Origin of the sequence: Mesorhizobium sp. M0772, assembly GCF_040320135.1 — a bacterium.
Classification (GTDB): Bacteria; Pseudomonadota; Alphaproteobacteria; order Rhizobiales; family Rhizobiaceae; genus Mesorhizobium.
The window spans coordinates 95925-112120 of sequence record NZ_JAMYPB010000010.1 but is presented as its reverse complement, the minus strand read 5'-3'; the positions used below and the strand labels follow the sequence as shown (position 1 = coordinate 112120).

Genomic DNA, 16196 nt, shown 5'->3' with positions numbered 1-16196 from the left:
TGGGCGGTCCCGAATCGGAGATGCGAGGGTCGCACGCCGCGAGGGCCGGGCCTAGAGCCACGGCTAGGCAAGTCCCCCTCACCCGGATTGCCAGCCGAATTGCGAAAGGCAATTCGGGGCAATCCGACCTCTCCCCGAGGGGAGAGGAGCTCGCTCGGCGCTGGTGCTCGCCTCTTCTCCCCAGCGGGGAGAAGGTGGCCGCGAAGCGGCCGGGATGAGGGGGCGGCCTCGTGATACCCTACGCCCCCTACTGCCCCACCTTCACCCTGCGGCGCCAGCCGTCGGATCGCGTCAATCACCTCGGCGACTTCAGCAACGTCCATATCCAGCCGGCAAAGGTCAGCACCAAACACGGATAGCCGGCGGCGGGCAGCGGCGCCGAGGTCGGCAGCAAGGGCGCGCCCCACAGCACCATGGCCACGGTCACGACAAACAGGATGGCGGCGATGAGCCCGGTGAGCCGCATCCACAGGGCAAAAGTGTTCGCCGCGCCAATCAGGACGAGCGCCGCCGCCCACAGCGAGATGCCGACATAGGAGGGAACGCTGGCCTCCAGCCCCGCCGCATTGCCGGCCATCAGCAAGCTCTCGCCGGCAAGGAAGGTGAGGAACCCGGCAGCTATGCAGTCATTGCCCAGCCGCTGGTATTTCATGGTCAGCAGCGCGGTTGCCATCACAAGCGCCACGCCGTCGATCGCCCAGAGTGTTTCACGCATCGGAGCGCTGGTGACGAAGGTGCCGGCCAGGCCGAAGGCGCCGCCGATGGCGAGGCCGATTGCGGTGACGGTGTCTGAAGTGGTGCGCATGTGGTGTCTCCCTGAGCCGGGCGGGGATACCGTAGGGTAGGGTGATCGCAAAACTTGGCGATGGTCGCCTTACAATAAAGCGTCAGTGATGTGGACCTATGTTGCAGTGCGATAGAATCAGACCTCTTCATGATGTTTGCTTTTTAGAAAACAAGAAGTATTGTTCGTCGGAGCGGGATCGCTTTGCGCTGAGTTATCCCCGCTGGGAGGAGTTGCGTAAGCGCTTGTACTTAGTGGGGAAATCCCGAAACCATTAGCTTCCGTTAATGGTTTATTAGTCATGCCTTGACTCTCGGCATAGCTTAACCGCATCTTGAAGCCGTCCAGAATCAAGAAACCGCCGCAAAGCTGGCGAGCCGCGACGGTTTCAGAGTTCTAATCCGCACAAGATTGGACGTCAGGCGCGGGGTATGGCGTATTTGGTACACTGATGTTGAATCAGAATAATCCGCCATGGTCAAGCCTGACGTTCGCTTACGCCAATCAAGGAGTGACTCCTATGGCGCAGCGTACTTACCCCTCGTACTGGTTGTACAAGGACAATCGTGGTGAATGGCGTTGGACATACGAAGCTGCGAACGGCGAGACTATCTCCGTAAGCAGCGAAGGCTACAAGCGCCGTGTCGATGCCGAGCGCGGTATCGACATCATGAAAGCGTCTACCAACAGCCTGGTCTGGTACCCGGCGAATCTCGAGAACGCCGCATGATGAATATGAAATGGCCCGCTGCCAGCGGGCCATTTCATTATTCGAGGGTCTGAGAAGGGCGCATCCAATGCCATCTTTTGGAATTTCTGCCTTCCTAAGAGTTGTCCATATGAACGATCGGCCGCAGCGAACTGAGCTGCGTCGAAGATCTACGCCAAGAGAGGGAGGCTATGATTTTCATAGTAGCCTTCGCCGGTCCTGCCGGCGCTTGATGGCTGGAGAGCCATTAGAAAGTTTGCTGGCGGCGACACTGGCAATTACAAAAGCGCCGGAGAGGCGATCTGCGCAACTTGGTCTCGAGCGGCTGAATGCCTGGAGAACTTTGAATCCAGGCGCAGTTTTGGAATTCGCTGCGGCTACGGTGCGAAGCCCTGAAGAAACGTTTTCAGTCAACTTCACGCCGAACTTTGGCCTCCGGGTTGGAGACCAGTCTGTCGCAATACATGTTTGGAATACCGCGACGCCACGACTGGAACCAAGATTGGTCCGAGCGATCCTATCTTCAATTCAGCCAGCCTATCAAGCAGCGGACAATGGGCCTGACGATATGGCTGTCTTGTGCCTGAGGACCATGCGCTTCATTCGCCTTGGCGACGCGTCGGACGTTATTGACCTGGGGCGACTGATTTTCACGAACGTAGACGGGATCTTCCGAGAGATCGCTGCCGCTTTGGGCGAACCTCCGCCTCCCCCCGAGGATCACCCCGCGCCGCCGCCCGGAGAATAATGCCACGGCGCAGCTTCAGCGCCGCGCTGGCGTGGAGCCCGCTGCCTCCGGCAGCTCCCCCGCTTTCGAAGCCTGTCATCGATCCACCGGATCGATGACTTGGCGCGCTCTGCGCGCCAACCGGCCTCTCAATCCCCCATCTTCAGCGCCTGGATAAACGCCTCCTGCGGGATATCGACCTTGCCGAACTGCCGCATCCGCTTCTTGCCCTCTTTCTGCTTGTCCAGCAGCTTGCGTTTGCGGGACACGTCGCCGCCGTAGCACTTGGCGGTCACGTCCTTGCGCAGCGCCGAGATGGTTTCGCGGGCGATGACCTTGCCGCCGATCGCGGCCTGGATCGGGATCTTGAAGAGGTGGTTCGGGATCAGCTCCTTCAGCTTCTCGCACATCTGCCGGCCGCGCTTTTCCGCCGCCGTGCGGTGGACCAGCATGGACAGCGCGTCGACCGGCTCCTCATTGACCAGGATCGACATCTTCACCAGATCGCCTTCCTTATAGTCTGTGAGGTGGTAGTCGAACGAGGCGTAGCCCTTGGAGATCGACTTCAGCCGGTCATAGAAATCGAAGACGACTTCGTTGAGCGGTAGATCGTAGATCAGCATGGCGCGCTTGCCGACATAGGACAGGTCGGCCTGGATGCCGCGCCGGTCCTGGCAGAGCTTTAAAATGCCGCCGAGATAGTCGTCGGGGGTCAGGATGGTGGCGCGGATCCACGGCTCCTCGATCGCCGAGATCTTCACCACGTCGGGCATGTCGGCCGGGTTGTGCAGCTCCTTCATCGAGCCATCGGTCAAGAGCAGCCGGTAGACGACGGATGGCGCCGTGGCGATCAGGTCGAGGTTGAACTCGCGCTCCAGCCGCTCCTGGATGATTTCCAGATGCAGCAGGCCAAGGAAGCCGCAGCGATAGCCGAAGCCGAGCGCGGCACTGGTCTCCATTTCATAGGAGAAGCTGGCGTCGTTGAGGCGCAATTTGCCGACGGCGGCGCGCAGATCCTCGAAATCGGCGGCGTCGACCGGGAACAGGCCGCAAAACACCACCGGCTGCGCCGGCTTGAAGCCGGGCAGGGCGTGCGCGGTCTGGCGCTTGTCCTCGGTGATGGTGTCGCCGACGCGGGTGTCGGCCACTTCCTTGATCGAGCCGGTGAAGAAGCCGAACTCGCCGGGGCCGAGCTCGTCGACATTGATGCGGGCGGGCGTGAACACGCCGGTGCGCTCGACCAGGTGTTTTGCGCCGGTGCCCATCATGCGGATGGTCGCGCCCTTCTTCAGCACGCCGTCGATGATGCGCACCAGGACGATGACGCCGAGATAGGCGTCGTACCAGCTGTCGACCAGCATGGCTTTCAGGGGTGCCGACGCGTCGCCTTCGCGCGGCGGCGGCAATTGGTGGACGATTGCCTCCAGCACATCGGGAATGCCGAGGCCGGTCTTGGCCGAGATCAGCACGGCGTTGGAGGCGTCGATGCCGATGACTTCCTCGACCTGCTCGCGGATGCGCTCGGGCTCGGCGGCCGGCAGGTCGACCTTGTTCAGCACCACGACGATCTCGTGATTGTTGTCGATGGCCTGGTAGACATTGGCCAGCGTCTGCGCCTCGACGCCCTGAGAGGCGTCGACGACCAGCAGCGAGCCCTCGCAGGCGGCGAGCGAGCGCGACACTTCATAGGCGAAGTCGACATGGCCGGGTGTGTCGATGAGGTTGAGGATATAGTCCTCGCCATTGTTGGCGCGGTATTTCAGCCGCACCGTCTGCGCCTTGATGGTAATGCCGCGCTCGCGCTCGATGTCCATCGAGTCCAGCACCTGCTCCTTCATGTCGCGCAGCTCCAGCCCGCCGGTGGACTGGATCAGCCGGTCGGCAAGCGTGGATTTGCCATGGTCGATATGGGCGACGATGGAGAAATTGCGGATGTGGTCGAGAGGCGTGCTCATGGCGCGCGCTTTAGCAGGGGCGGGTTGCAGGGGCAAGCGGGGTGGCGGTGCCCTTGCCTTCTCCCCTTGTGGGAGAAGGTGGATCGGCGCGCAGCGCCGAGACGGATGAGGGGTGTTCCAGCTTGACGCCGGCGTTCTTTCACCGCCATGGCTGCAAACTGACATCCCTTACATAAGCGATTATCGTGGTGCAGACGCTGTCCATGTCTTTCAGGACATCGTCGTTCCAAAAGCGCAACACACGAAAGCCTCTCGCCTCCAGTTCCGTTCTACGGGCCTGGTCTGACTCTGAGTCCGCATGCTGACTCCCATCGATCTCGATGATGAGGAGTGATTCAAGACAAGCGAAATCGGCAACGTATTTTCCAACAGGAACTTGGCGCCGAAATTTGATCCGATCGAGCCTGCGGTCACGTAGTTCGTGCCACAGTTTGTCTTCCGCCTCCGTCATTTCACGTCGGAGCGAACGGGCAAAGTTTCGTTTGGCAGGAGCGACGGGCTGATGTGGCATGACGTTAGATTAACCAACGTCTCACTCCGCTGGAACACCCCTCATCCGTCTCGGCGCTTCGCACCGATCCACCTTCTCCCACATGGGGAGAAGGCAACGACGCGTCCGCCCCAATCACGAAGCGGTGAACCATGTAACGAAGCCTCTGGCAGCGACGAAGTGTGGGAAGAACCCGCCGCAACGGAGACCCCCGATGACTGGACTTAACCCAAAACGCGCCGGCATGCTGGCCGCCGCAGGCGCGGCGCTGATGATGCTTGGCGGCACCGCCTTCGCCCAGCCGCTCACCGTGGTCGAATTGTTCACCAGCCAGGGCTGTTCGTCTTGCCCGCCGGCCAATGCCAACCTGATCAAGGTCAAGGACGAGCCGGGCGTTCTGGCGCTGTCGTTCAACGTCACCTACTGGGACTATCTCGGCTGGAAGGACATTTTCGGCCGCGAGGAATTTACCCAGCGCCAGGTGCGCTATGAGCCGTCGCTCGGCCGCTCCGGCCCGTTCACGCCGCAGGTGGTGGTCAATGGCGGTGCCGACGCGGTGGGCGCGGCATCAGGCGAGATCGAGCAGCTGATTTCCGCGAATGGCCGCACGAAGGGGCCGACGCTGTCGCTCGACGGCGGCAAGATCAGCATCGGCGTCGGTTCCGCGCCGGCCGGCCGCGCTGATGTCTGGCTGGTTCGCTACAACAAGGGCGTCGTCGAGGTGCCGGTGGCGCGCGGCGAGAACACCGGCCGCACGCTGCCGCATGCCAATGTCGTGCACTCGCTGGAGAAACTCGGCAGCTGGAGCGGCGACGCCACCACGCTGCCATTGCCGGCAGCCTCCGGCGGCTTGAGCACCGCCGTGCTGGTGCAGTCGCCGGGCGGTGGGCCGATCCTGGCTGCAGCCGCCGACTGATTTTCTTTTTCTACGCAACGCCGCTAGCGCGGCATAACCGGGCTCGCATCCGCGCGCCCTCTTCAAGGAGGAAATACCATCATGAGCAAGACCCTGACCGCGCTCGCTTTTGCGCTTTCGATGACCGGCTTCGCCGCCGGCGCCCGCGGGGACGAAGCGACCAACGCCATGAAGCCGGCGATGGCAACTGATGCGATGAAGCCCGCGACCGATGCCATGGCGCCGGCGACCGATGCCATCAAGCCAGCCGACCCAATGGCGACGAATGCGATGAAACCCGCCACCGACGCCATGAAGCCGGTTGATGCGATGAAGCCCGCAACGGATGCGATGAAGCCGGCGGACGCCATGCCGCCCGCGCAATAAGGCGGGGACCCATGGCCCGGCCGCACAGTGGCCGGGCCGGCGCACGGCAATTTGAGAAACCAGGCGGGACGTTCTGTCGTATAGTCTTCGCCACCATCAAGGAGATCAGACATGACCGGCATTGCAAGGACGAGAACGCCGATCTTCAAGAGCGCGCTTGCCGCGCTCATCGTCGCCGCCGCGGCGGCCGCCTTCTGGCAGAGCCCGGCGCGTTCGGCCGAGGACGCGGTGGTGATCCCGCCGCCGGCAGTGGACGAGAAGGCCGCCAGCGGCAGCGAGAAGGCTATCTTCGCCGGCGGCTGCTTCTGGGGCGTGCAGGGCGTGTTCCAGCACGTCAAGGGCGTGACCAAGGCCGTCTCCGGCTACACCGGCGGCGCCAAGGATGACGCCGTCTACGAAACGGTGGGCAGCGGCCGCACCGGCCACGCCGAATCGGTCGAGATCACCTACGATCCGTCCAAGGTGACCTATGGCCAGCTGCTGCAGGTCTATTTCTCGGTCGCCCACAACCCGACGCAGTTGAACTTCCAGGGCCCCGACTCGGGCACCCAGTACCGCTCGACCATCTTTGCCGAGAATGGCGAGCAGCAGAAGATCGCCCAGAGCTACATCGCCCAGCTCGACCAGGCGAAAGTGTTTGCCAAGCCGATCGTCACCACGCTGGAGACGGGCAAAACCTTCTATCCGGCCGAGGAATATCACCAGGACTTTCTGACGCTGAACCCGACCTACCCCTACATCGTCTACAACGACCTGCCCAAGGTGGCGAATTTGAAGTCGCTGTTCCCGGGGTTGTACAGCGAGAAGCCGGTGCTCGTGCTGGCGGGGAAGAGCTGAGCACCTAATCTCCCCCCTCGAGGGGGAGATGTCGCCGGAGGCGACAGAGGGGGTCGGTCCGACCGGACGCGACCTCCTGCGGCAGAAGAAGGTTAGCGCTCCACGGGCGGCGACCCCCTCTGGCCTGCCGGCCATCTCCCCCTCAAGGGGGGAGATCAGCTCCCCTTCAATCATACGTCAGATCCGTCGCCTTCCCGCCGAACACCCGATACGCATAGAACGAATAGAAGATGATCACCGGCAGCACGACCACCGTGCCGGCGAGGATGATGGCCAGGCTTTCCGTCGCCGACGCCGCCTGCCAGATGGTCAGCCTGTCGGGCACCACGAAGGGGTAGAACGACCAGGCAAGCCCGGCAAAGCCGAGCGCGAAAATGGCGGCGAGCGTCAGGAACGGCCGCAGCGCGTGGCGGTCGTCGGGCTTGGGCAGGTGGAAGGTCTGCCGCCACAGCCACAGGAACAGCAGCGCCGACAGGATCGGCAGCGGCGACAGATAGAGCATTTCGGGCCAGACGAACCATTTGGCGAAGATGCGCGGGCTGGCGAATGGGGTCGCCAGCGACACCGCCGCCATGCCGAGCGCCGTCAGCACCAGGGCCGTGCGCAGCCAGGCCACCGCCTTCCTCTGCAATTCGCCCTCGGTCTTGTAGATGACCCAGGCCGCGCCCATCGCTGCATAGGCCGCCGATAGGCAGAGCGCCACTAGCGCGCCGAAAGCGATGCCGCCAACACCGACATCGAGGCCAAGCACATAGACGCCGAGCATATAGCCTTGCGCCAGCGAGGCGATGACGGAACCGAGGAAGAAAATGCGGTTCCAGCGATGCTTCTTGCCGGCAGGCACCTTGGCGCGGAAATCGAAGGCGACGCCGCGCAGGATGAGGCCAACCAAAAGCACGAAGACCGGAATGTAGAGCGCGGTGAGGATGACGCCATGCGCCAGCGGAAAGGCGACCAGGAGCAGGCCGACGGCCAGCACCAGCCAGGTCTCGTTGGCATCCCAGAACGGGCCTATTGCCGCGATCATGGTGTCCTGCTCGGCATCTTCGGCGACCGAGAACAGGATGCCGATGCCGAGATCGAAACCGTCGAGAATGACGTAGATCAGGATGGCGAGGCCCATCAGGCCGGCGAAGATCAGGGGCAGCGCGGTTGGCCAGTCGAAGGTCATCGGTCTGTCATCCCTCTCATCAACGGTTCTGCCCTTCGCTATGGCTCCGGGCGTTCGTCATTCGAAAAGCCAAATCGTTGGCTTTTCGTCCGCTACGCGGACCATTCCTCACTCTCCCGCGGCCGGTTGCGACATCGCCGTCTTCATGACGCCCGGGAGCGGCGAGGTATCGCCGTCCTTGGCGGCCTTCAGCGCCAGGTGCACCAGCACGCCGAGATAGGCGATCAACAGCAGCACATAGAGGATGAGATAGATGGCGAGCGTCAGCGCGACATGGCTGCCGGCGACCGGGCCGATAGCGTCGGCGGTTTTCAGCACGCCGGTGACCAGCCAGGGCTGGCGGCCGATTTCGGTGGTGTACCAGCCGGCGAGCGTCGCCAGCCAGCCCGACAGCGCCATCGGCACCATCAGCATGGCCAGCGGCCTCGGCAGGCTGTGGCGGCGCTTGAGGAAGAAGGTCGCCGACCACGAGACGATGAGCATCAAAATGCCGGTGCCGACCATGATGCGGAAGCCCCAGAACACCGGGAAGACCGGCGGATGCAGGCCGGGATAGTCGTTGAGCCCCGGCACGATACCGCTGGTGGAATGGCGCAACACCAGGCTGGCGCCGTCGGGAATGGCGATCTCGAATTTGTTTTCCTTCGCCGCCTCGTCGGGCAGCGCAAACAGCACCAGCGGCACGTTGGGGCCGGTGTTCCAGTTCGCCTCCATGGCGGCGATCTTCTGCGGCTGGTGCTCCAGCGTATTCAGCCCGTGCTGGTCGCCGGCGAAGATCTGGATCGGGATCAGGATGGCGGCGGTGAAGACGCCGGTGCGCAGCGCCTTCCACATCGATTCCGACCGGTCGCCGGTGAGATAGCGCAGCGCCGACAGGCCGGCGATCAGGAACGACACCGTCAGGCCGGAGGCGAGCAGCATATGCGTCAGACGGTAGGGCATGGACGGGTTGAAGACGATCGCCCACCAGTCGACGGGATGCGCCTTGCCGTCGATCATCTCGAAGCCGGCCGGCGTCTGCATCCAGGAGTTCAGCGCAATGATCCAGAAGGCCGACAGCGTGGTGCCGCCGGCGACCAATACCGTCGCCAGCGTGTGGACGCGGTTGGAGACGCGGCGGAACCCGAACAGCATGATGCCGAGGAAGGCCGCTTCGAGGAAGAAGGCGGTGAGGATCTCGTAGGCAAGCAGCGGCCCGGCGATGTTGCCGACCTTTTCCATATAGCCCGGCCAGTTGGTGCCGAACTGGAAGCTCATGGTGACGCCGGAGACCACGCCCATGGCGAAGGACAGTGCGAACACTTTCACCCAGGTGAAATAGGCGCGCATCCAGGCGGAATCATTGGTGGTGTTGTAGCGGAGCTTGAAGAACAGCAGCACCCAGCCAAGCGCAATCGTGATGGTCGGAAACAGGATGTGGAACGAGATATTCGCCCCGAACTGCATTCGCGACAGGATGAGCGGGTCCATGCGGGCTCCGGCTGCTGTTTGTTGGCGCAGAATAGGCGGCGGATGCGGTCCGGTCAAAGCGGCTTGGCGTCACGCGGGGCGCGTTGTCGCAGCAGATGGGATCAATCCGTCAGTGCCCCGATACCCCCATGACGAAACGGCAAGAGGGGAACGTTTGTCCACAATTGTCAGCAGCGGCATTGACTTCCCGCCGTGCGCACCGACATTCAGCGCAATAATAATCCCCGCCTCTTTCAAACAGTCGTTTTCGGCCTCATGTCTTCCACTAATTTGCCTTCCATCATTTCGATTTCCGGGGTCACCAAGACCTACGCCACCGGCTTCAAGGCGCTGAAGGAAATCAACCTCGACATCGAACGCGGCGAGATTTTCGCGCTGCTGGGGCCGAACGGCGCCGGCAAGACGACGCTCATCTCGATCGTCTGCGGCATCGTCAACCGTTCGTCGGGAACGGTGACCGTCGACGGCCATGATATCAACCGAGACTACCGCGCGGCGCGCAGCCTGATCGGGCTGGTGCCGCAGGAGCTGACCATCGATGCGTTCGAGAGCGTCTGGGCAACCGTCACCTACAGCCGCGGCCTGTTTGGCAAGGCGCCCAATCCGGGCTTCGTCGAAAAGGTGCTGCGCGACCTGTCGTTGTGGGACAAGAAGGACGCCAAGGCGATCACGCTGTCGGGCGGCATGAAGCGGCGGCTGATGATTGCAAAGGCGCTGTCGCATGAGCCGCGCATCCTGTTCCTCGACGAACCGACGGCCGGCGTCGACGTCGAACTGCGCCAGGACATGTGGGCGATGGTGCGACGGTTGCGCGACGATGGCGTCACCATCATCCTCACCACGCACTATATCGAAGAGGCCGAGGCGATGGCCGACCGTGTCGGCGTCATCAACCGCGGCGAGATCATCCTGGTCGAGGGCAAGGCCGAACTGATGCGCAAGCTCGGCCGCAAGCGCCTGATCGTGGAATTGCGCAACCCGCTCCCCGCCATTCCCGATGCATTCTCGCACTACGCGTTGGAGCTGTCGGGCGATGGCACACAGCTGACCTACACCTATGACAATCAGAGCGAACGCCCCGGCGTCGCATCGCTGCTGCGCGAACTCGAGACGGCCGGCATCCAGTTCCGCGACATGGACACGCAAAACAGCTCGCTCGAGGAGATCTTCGTCAATCTGTTGAGGCAAGAGCCATGAATTGGCGAGCAGTATGGGCGATCTACCGGGTCGAGATGGCGCGTGCGTTCCGCACCGTGCTGCAGAGCATCGTCTCGCCGGTGATCTCGACATCGCTTTATTTCGTCGTCTTCGGCTCGGCCATCGGCTCGCGCATCACCGAGATTGACGGCATCAGCTACGGCGCCTTCATCGTGCCGGGGCTGATCATGCTGTCGCTGTTGACGCAGTCGATCTCCAACGCCTCCTTTGCCATCTATTTCCCGAAATTCGTCGGCTCCATCTACGAGCTCCTGTCGGCGCCGGTGTCGTATCTGGAGATCGTCATCGCCTATGTCGGCGGCGCCGCGACCAAGTCGATCATCCTCGGCCTGATCATCCTGGCGACGGCCTCGCTGTTCGTGCCGCTCACCATCCAGCATCCGTTCTGGATGCTGGCCTTCCTTGTCTTGACGGCGGTGACCTTCAGCCTGTTCGGCTTCATCATCGGCATCTGGGCGAAAAGCTTCGAGCAATTGCAGCTGGTGCCGCTGTTGATCATCACGCCGCTGACCTTCCTCGGCGGCAGCTTCTATTCGATCAACATGCTGCCCGAGGCCTGGCGCACGGTGACGCTGTTCAACCCGGTCGTCTACCTGATCAGCGGTTTCCGCTGGAGCTTTTACGGCAAGTCCGATGTCTCGGTCGCCGTCAGCCTGGGCATGACGATGGTGTTCCTCGCCATCTGCATCGCCATCGTCGCCTGGATCTTCCGGACCGGCTACCGGCTGCGCAACTGACCCTGCCGCTCTTAAGCGCGTCGCGTTTGAACGGACTCAGGCGACGCGCATGTCGTTTGCTCAAAATCGGGACCGCTTTTGAGCGACATGCAAATAGGCGATCGCCCGTGCGCCGGTCAAATCAACAGTTTTGCTGAGGGCAAATTGGCCACGTTGGCCGCCACGGATCTTGCTAGATCGCCTTGATGAGGCGCAGCAACCCCAGCATCTCGATCAGCCTTCCATGGCGGAAGGCGATGTAGGTCGGTTCCTCGATGCCGTGGAAGCGGCGCTTGAACGCCGCCTGGCCTTTGAGGTTGAACTTGCTGCGGTTGACCCAGGGAGACTCATAGGCCCGCTCGAAGGCGTTGCGCCAGAAGCTCGATTCGGCAAAGCCGTTGGCTCCGACATCGAGCATCGGCGACAGGCCGAGCGTGACGACCGAAATGCCCTCATTGCGAAACCGGTCGACGGCGAATTTGGTCAGCCCGATTTCGGCATGCGGCGAGGCATCGATGTGCTTGCGCTTGAACGAGGTGGTGTAGCCGATCACCTTGCCATCCCGGAACATCGGATCGAAATCGAGCAGAGCGACGAGCTCGCCTTCCGGGCTGTAGAGCACGAAACGGCGCATATCGATGCCGAGATGATCGGCAAAGGGGCGGTTGAGGAACGCCATCTCCCAGCGCTTGACGATGCGGTCGGCCCGCCAGTTCTGCGACAGGCGCTGGACCTCGTCGAGATAGACCGCTCCTTCGCCAAAGGAAAACCCCTTCTTCAAGAGCCAGCGTTCGGAATAGCGCACGGTTTCGTTGCGCTTGCCGGAAAAATCGTGAGCCGGCAGTTCCAGCCGCGTGTCGACGCCGAGACGGTTGACCTGGTAGCCGAGCCCGGCCAGAACGCGCGCCGTCGGTTCCCCGATCTGCACGAACCACGGGCTGTCGGCGGCTTCGACAAAGCGCCTGATATAGTCGGGCCGATCAGCCGGATGGGCCACCGGGTCACCGAGCGCGAAATGGTGCTTCATCTTGGTGCCGAAGGCGATGTAGCCGTCGGCGTCGCCGAAATAGGACAGTTTTTGCTGCACGGCGGTCGAATAGGCCAGCGAGAAGTCGCCGTGCTGGCGGACAAGCGCCAGCCGCTCGACATGCGAAAAATCCTGGCGCGGCACCTTGGCTGCGGCGCCCTCCAGCAGTCTGTCGAGAAAGATACGCAAGGAGGGCATGGTCGAGCTTCCGCGTGCCGATGATAAACAGAGGCTTGCCCCCAAGGCCTCGAATCAGTCGCATTGACGCGACCTCATTATCGATCATATCGCCCCTGTGCCATATGGGACGTGCCATATAGGACGGGTCCCCATGGCGCACCTAAAAGGAAATCTCGACCGAATGGCGGCTACGACAAGCGAAACGATGCCTATCGTCCTGGGGCCGAAAGGACCCGACTATACGGTTATCGTCATCGGCGCCGGAGGGGCGGGGCTGGCGGCCGCCGACGCGCTTGGCCGGCGCGGCGTGCGGGTCGTCGTGCTTGAAAAGGAGCCGCGGATCGCCGAACCGTGGCGAGGGCGGCACGAGAAGCTGACCCTCAACACGCATCGCGCGCTATCGGCCCTGCCCGGCCTTGCCTATCCGCCACGCACCGCCGCCTTTCCGAACAAGGATGCCATCGTCGGTTATCTCGAGGATTTTGCCCGCGCGCGCGGCATAAGGGTCGAATTCGGCACCGCCGTCGAGCGGATCGAACGCAGAGGCAATGGCTGGCTCGTCCATACGGGCCGGGAAACGCTGAGCGCCCGCAATGTCATCGTCGCCACCGGCCGCGACCGCTTGCCATGGACGCCGGACTGGCAAGGCAAGGCGACTTTCACCGGCAAACTTGTCCACGCTGCCGATTTCGGCACAGCGCAGGACTATGTGGGCAAAAGCGTGCTGGTGGTCGGGGCCGGAAATTCCGGCTTCGACGTGCTCAACCACCTCGCCCGTGCCGACACCAAGGCCATCTGGTTGTCAGCCAGGCAGGGTCCGTCGCTGATGCCGAAACGGATCGGCAAGGTCGCCGTGGCGCGCTTCGGCGGTTTCATGGCGATGCTGCCGACGTGGATTGCCGATGCCGCGATTGCCGCGACGCAGCGGCTGGTGTTCGGCGACCTCACCCGCTTCGGCCTGCCGCCGGCGCCGAAGGGCGGCGCCAGCCGGCTCGGCGTCGAGCAGATCGCTATTGCCGTTGACGACGGCGCCGTCGCAGCGCTGAAGGCCGGACGGATTTCGGTGGTGGCGCCGGTGGCGGCTTTCGAAGGCGCCGGCGTGCGGCTGAACGACGGCACGGTGCTCGAGCCGGATGTAGTGATCGCGGCAACCGGCTATCGCACCGGCCTGGAGGCCATGCTGGGCGATCTCGGCGTGCTCGACGCCAAGGGCGTGCCGAAGGCCAATGGCGGCACCCCGAGCGGCCAGCCCGGCCTGTGGTTCATCGGCATGCGGCCAAGCCTGACCAGCTATTTTCACAGCGCCGGCCTGCAGGCCGAAGCAATTGCCCGTCAGATCGCCAAGGGGTTGTAGACGCTGCGGTGCGCTTGGTCCGACACATCTGCATGGCGGGATCGTATATTTTGGCGGTTAGCCGAAGCGCCCCGTCCCTTCGTCATTCTCGGGTCTTCGCGACGCCGCTGCGCGGCTGCTTCGCCAGTGGGATGACGAAGCTGAGAGCTTGCGGCCAATCTCCCAACGCAGGCGCTTGTATCCACTTCATGTCTTCTTATATAACATGTTATCAAAATTGGACAAACCGACCATGGAAGACATCATTCGATCCCTTGGCTACCTCACCCTCGGCAGCAGGCTGAAGCGTATCGGCGAGCAGTTGCAGGCCGATACGCAGCGCATGCTCGATGGGCTGGAGGTGCCGGTGCAGTCCAGCCAGTATCCTCTGCTGGCCGCGCTGGACCGGCTCGGGCCGCTGCCTGTCGGCGAGCTGGCGCAGTCACTGGGGATCACCCAGCCGGGGGTGACGCGCAGCGTGGCGCTGCTGGCCGAGTTGGGGCTGGTCGAGGCCGCGCCATCGAACGACGACCAGCGCCGCAGGATGATCTCGCTGACCGCCAACGGCCAGCGCCTGGTCGACAGGGCGAAGCGGGACGTTTGGCCGCGCATCGAGAACGCCGTTGCCGACTTGTGCAAAGGCCTTGCAGGGCCGCTTCTCGAACAACTCTCGGCAATAGAGGACGGCCTGGCCGCGGCCCCGCTCGACCGTCGTGTGAAACAGGATGTCGCGCCATGAGCCATGTCCTCGATCGTCCGGTCTGGAGCGCGCTCGACACGCGGCATCGGATCTTTGCGTATGGCGACAGGCTCGCCAGGCGCTATCCCTCCTCGATCGTCCCCTTCGCGGCTTCCGGGGCAGACGACGCTGAGAGCCTGCAGGCGCTCGCAAGCCTCATTCCTGCAGGTGAGAGCGTGTTCATGCTCCAGGCGGACCCCATTGCCTTGCCGCCGGAACTGACCGCGACCGTGACCGCCTTCGGCGTTCAGATGGCTGCCGAGGCGCCATTGCCTTCCGTGTCGGACGAGCGTGTACAGCAGCTGACGCAGGACGACGCGGCCGAGATGCTTGCTTTGGCGTCACTGACCAAGCCCGGCCCGTTCACGCTCAAGGCGCTGAGCCTCGGCGAGTTCTGGGGCGTGAAGATCGACGGCCGGCTGGCGGCGATGGCCGGCGAGCGCATGAAGCAGCCCGGCTACAGCGAACTCAGCGGCGTCTGCTCGCATCCCGAATTTCGCGGCAGCGGCCTCGGCCGGCTGCTGTCGGTGTTCGTGGCCAACCGAATTTTTGCGCGCGGCGAAGTTCCCTACCTGCATGCCTATGCCAGCAATGCCGGCGCGGTTGGGTTGTACGAATCCATCGGCTTCAGGCTGCGGGCAGAGATGAATGTGGCCGTCGTGCAGCGCGCCGGCTAGAGGCCTTTATTTTTACGCAATTCCGGACGGAAAACCGCTTCACACTTTTCCTGGAATTGCTCCAGGCCGCCTTGCGGGCCTCAGGCTGATTTCGGCTCCAACCGGCGGAAACCCACGGTTTCCATAAGCATATCTTCCTCGACCATGCCGGCATTGTGCAGCGCAAGCAGGTTCAGCGCGATCTCCCGCGCATCCGCGGAATCGGGATGCACGTCGCGCCTGCGGCAGGCTTCGTCGAACACGCGTTGCAGCCTGGCGATGTCGTCGGGTTTCAGCAGGCCACGGTCATAGACGGACTTTGGCATCGCAGTCTCCTCCAGAAGACGTAGGACGCCATGTTTAAAAGTCCATTCTTTTCCAATGCTTGAGCGCAGCTGCCTGGGTTTGCACGAATCCGACCGAGCGTGGCAGTCAGACCGCGATCGCGCTGCCATTCATTCAGCACCTCGGCCGTGGCCTGTTCCGCCGCAGTCTGCTTGACGTGCCGCCACGCTTGCGAAACAAGAGCTGCCACAAACGACAGCGAGGCACAAAAGTGAGTTTCTGGGGACTGGCGCAGCTCGTCATTTCGACGGTGATCTTCCTGCTGGCGGCCATCGCGGCCAAGCAATGGGGGCTGGCGCCAAGCCTTGGCAAGATCGTGCTGACACTGGCGCTCTATACGGCGGGCAATCTGATGATGCTGCGGCTGGTTCGTGAGTTCGGCATGTCGGTCTCGTTCAGCCTGTCGGCGGTGATCCAGCTGGTGGCGGTCAATGTGGTGGCGCTGGTGTTCTTCGGCGAACGCGTCAATGCCTTGCAGGCGACCGGCATCGTGCTGGCCATCGCGGCGGTGGTGCTGATCTCGCTCGGGCCTTACCTGCAGGGGCGACTGTAATCCG

The 16196-nt window shown here is 63.0% G+C and carries 17 protein-coding genes; 10 read left to right on the top strand and 7 right to left on the bottom strand.

Translation table 11 applies throughout. The annotated features are described in order from the left end of the window. Positions 1–295: 295 nt before the first annotated feature. Positions 296–805, bottom strand: coding sequence for a hypothetical protein (locus NKI06_RS09655; protein WP_352985042.1), 510 nt, complete (start codon positions 803–805; stop codon positions 296–298). A 499-nt stretch (positions 806–1304) separates the two neighbouring features. On the opposite strand from NKI06_RS09655, the gene NKI06_RS09650 reads away from it, so the two are divergent. Beyond that, complete coding sequence (locus NKI06_RS09650; protein ID WP_352520685.1) at positions 1305–1514, top strand: YegP family protein; 210 nt, start codon at positions 1305–1307, stop codon at positions 1512–1514. 855 nt (positions 1515–2369) lie between these two features. On the opposite strand, the gene lepA is transcribed toward NKI06_RS09650, so the two are convergent. After that, the gene (lepA, locus tag NKI06_RS09645) at positions 2370–4175 is read right to left on the bottom strand and encodes a translation elongation factor 4 (RefSeq protein ID WP_023687530.1); all 1806 of its coding nucleotides are present in this window, start codon (positions 4173–4175) and stop codon (positions 2370–2372) included. 139 nt (positions 4176–4314) lie between these two features. Continuing rightward, positions 4315–4686 carry an endonuclease domain-containing protein gene (locus NKI06_RS09640; protein ID WP_023681256.1) on the bottom strand — a complete coding sequence of 124 codons (372 nt, stop codon included), beginning with the start codon at positions 4684–4686 and terminating at the stop codon, positions 4315–4317. 193 nt (positions 4687–4879) lie between these two features. Here NKI06_RS09640 and NKI06_RS09635 point away from each other — a divergent pair, with 193 nt between their 5' ends. The 3 genes from NKI06_RS09635 to msrA all read left to right on the top strand — a co-directional run bounded on the left by NKI06_RS09635 (position 4880) and on the right by msrA (position 6784). Next, positions 4880–5581, top strand: a complete 702-nt coding sequence (locus NKI06_RS09635; protein ID WP_352985039.1) for a DUF1223 domain-containing protein — start codon at positions 4880–4882, stop codon at positions 5579–5581. Between the two features lie 81 nt (positions 5582–5662). Further along, positions 5663–5947 (top strand): hypothetical protein, encoded by a 285-nt coding sequence (locus NKI06_RS09630; RefSeq protein WP_352985038.1) that lies wholly within the window; start codon positions 5663–5665, stop codon positions 5945–5947. Positions 5948–6058: 111 nt separating this feature from the next. Further along, positions 6059–6784 (top strand): peptide-methionine (S)-S-oxide reductase MsrA, encoded by a 726-nt coding sequence (msrA, locus tag NKI06_RS09625; protein ID WP_023736977.1) that lies wholly within the window; start codon positions 6059–6061, stop codon positions 6782–6784. Positions 6785–6950: 166 nt separating this feature from the next. Here the strand turns inward: msrA and NKI06_RS09620 are convergent, their stop codons facing one another. Both NKI06_RS09620 and NKI06_RS09615 read right to left on the bottom strand, forming a co-directional pair. Further along, positions 6951–7955: a cytochrome d ubiquinol oxidase subunit II gene (locus NKI06_RS09620; RefSeq protein ID WP_352985036.1), complete on the bottom strand. Its 1005-nt coding sequence runs from the start codon at positions 7953–7955 to the stop codon at positions 6951–6953. A 108-nt stretch (positions 7956–8063) separates the two neighbouring features. Then, positions 8064–9425 (bottom strand): cytochrome ubiquinol oxidase subunit I, encoded by a 1362-nt coding sequence (locus NKI06_RS09615; RefSeq protein WP_352985034.1) that lies wholly within the window; start codon positions 9423–9425, stop codon positions 8064–8066. 270 nt (positions 9426–9695) lie between these two features. Here NKI06_RS09615 and NKI06_RS09610 point away from each other — a divergent pair, with 270 nt between their 5' ends. Both NKI06_RS09610 and NKI06_RS09605 read left to right on the top strand, forming a co-directional pair. After that, positions 9696–10622 carry an ABC transporter ATP-binding protein gene (locus NKI06_RS09610; RefSeq protein ID WP_023687524.1) on the top strand — a complete coding sequence of 309 codons (927 nt, stop codon included), beginning with the start codon at positions 9696–9698 and terminating at the stop codon, positions 10620–10622. Next, a complete protein-coding gene (locus NKI06_RS09605) occupies positions 10619–11380 on the top strand; it encodes an ABC transporter permease (protein WP_023805830.1) in 762 nt (253 codons plus the stop codon). The genes NKI06_RS09610 and NKI06_RS09605 overlap by 4 nt, the downstream gene beginning before the upstream one ends. 172 nt (positions 11381–11552) lie before the next feature. On the opposite strand, the gene NKI06_RS09600 is transcribed toward NKI06_RS09605, so the two are convergent. Then, positions 11553–12584, bottom strand: a complete 1032-nt coding sequence (locus NKI06_RS09600) for a phosphatidylglycerol lysyltransferase domain-containing protein (protein ID WP_352985032.1) — start codon at positions 12582–12584, stop codon at positions 11553–11555. A gap of 187 nt (positions 12585–12771) precedes the next feature. Here NKI06_RS09600 and NKI06_RS09595 point away from each other — a divergent pair, with 187 nt between their 5' ends. From NKI06_RS09595 to NKI06_RS09585, 3 genes are all read left to right on the top strand, one after another. Next, the gene (locus tag NKI06_RS09595) at positions 12772–13920 is read left to right on the top strand and encodes a flavin-containing monooxygenase (protein ID WP_352985031.1); all 1149 of its coding nucleotides are present in this window, start codon (positions 12772–12774) and stop codon (positions 13918–13920) included. Between the two features lie 232 nt (positions 13921–14152). Beyond that, a complete protein-coding gene (locus NKI06_RS09590; protein WP_023825834.1) occupies positions 14153–14638 on the top strand; it encodes a MarR family winged helix-turn-helix transcriptional regulator in 486 nt (161 codons plus the stop codon). Next, positions 14635–15315, top strand: coding sequence for a GNAT family N-acetyltransferase (locus tag NKI06_RS09585; protein WP_352655500.1), 681 nt, complete (start codon positions 14635–14637; stop codon positions 15313–15315). Before NKI06_RS09590 ends, NKI06_RS09585 begins: the two co-directional genes overlap by 4 nt. A gap of 80 nt (positions 15316–15395) precedes the next feature. Here the strand turns inward: NKI06_RS09585 and NKI06_RS09580 are convergent, their stop codons facing one another. Then, positions 15396–15620, bottom strand: coding sequence for a hypothetical protein (locus tag NKI06_RS09580; protein ID WP_023687518.1), 225 nt, complete (start codon positions 15618–15620; stop codon positions 15396–15398). A gap of 230 nt (positions 15621–15850) precedes the next feature. Between NKI06_RS09580 and NKI06_RS09575 the strand changes: the two genes are divergently transcribed. Further along, complete coding sequence (locus NKI06_RS09575; protein ID WP_023681268.1) at positions 15851–16192, top strand: hypothetical protein; 342 nt, start codon at positions 15851–15853, stop codon at positions 16190–16192. The last annotated feature ends 4 nt before the right edge of the window (positions 16193–16196 follow it).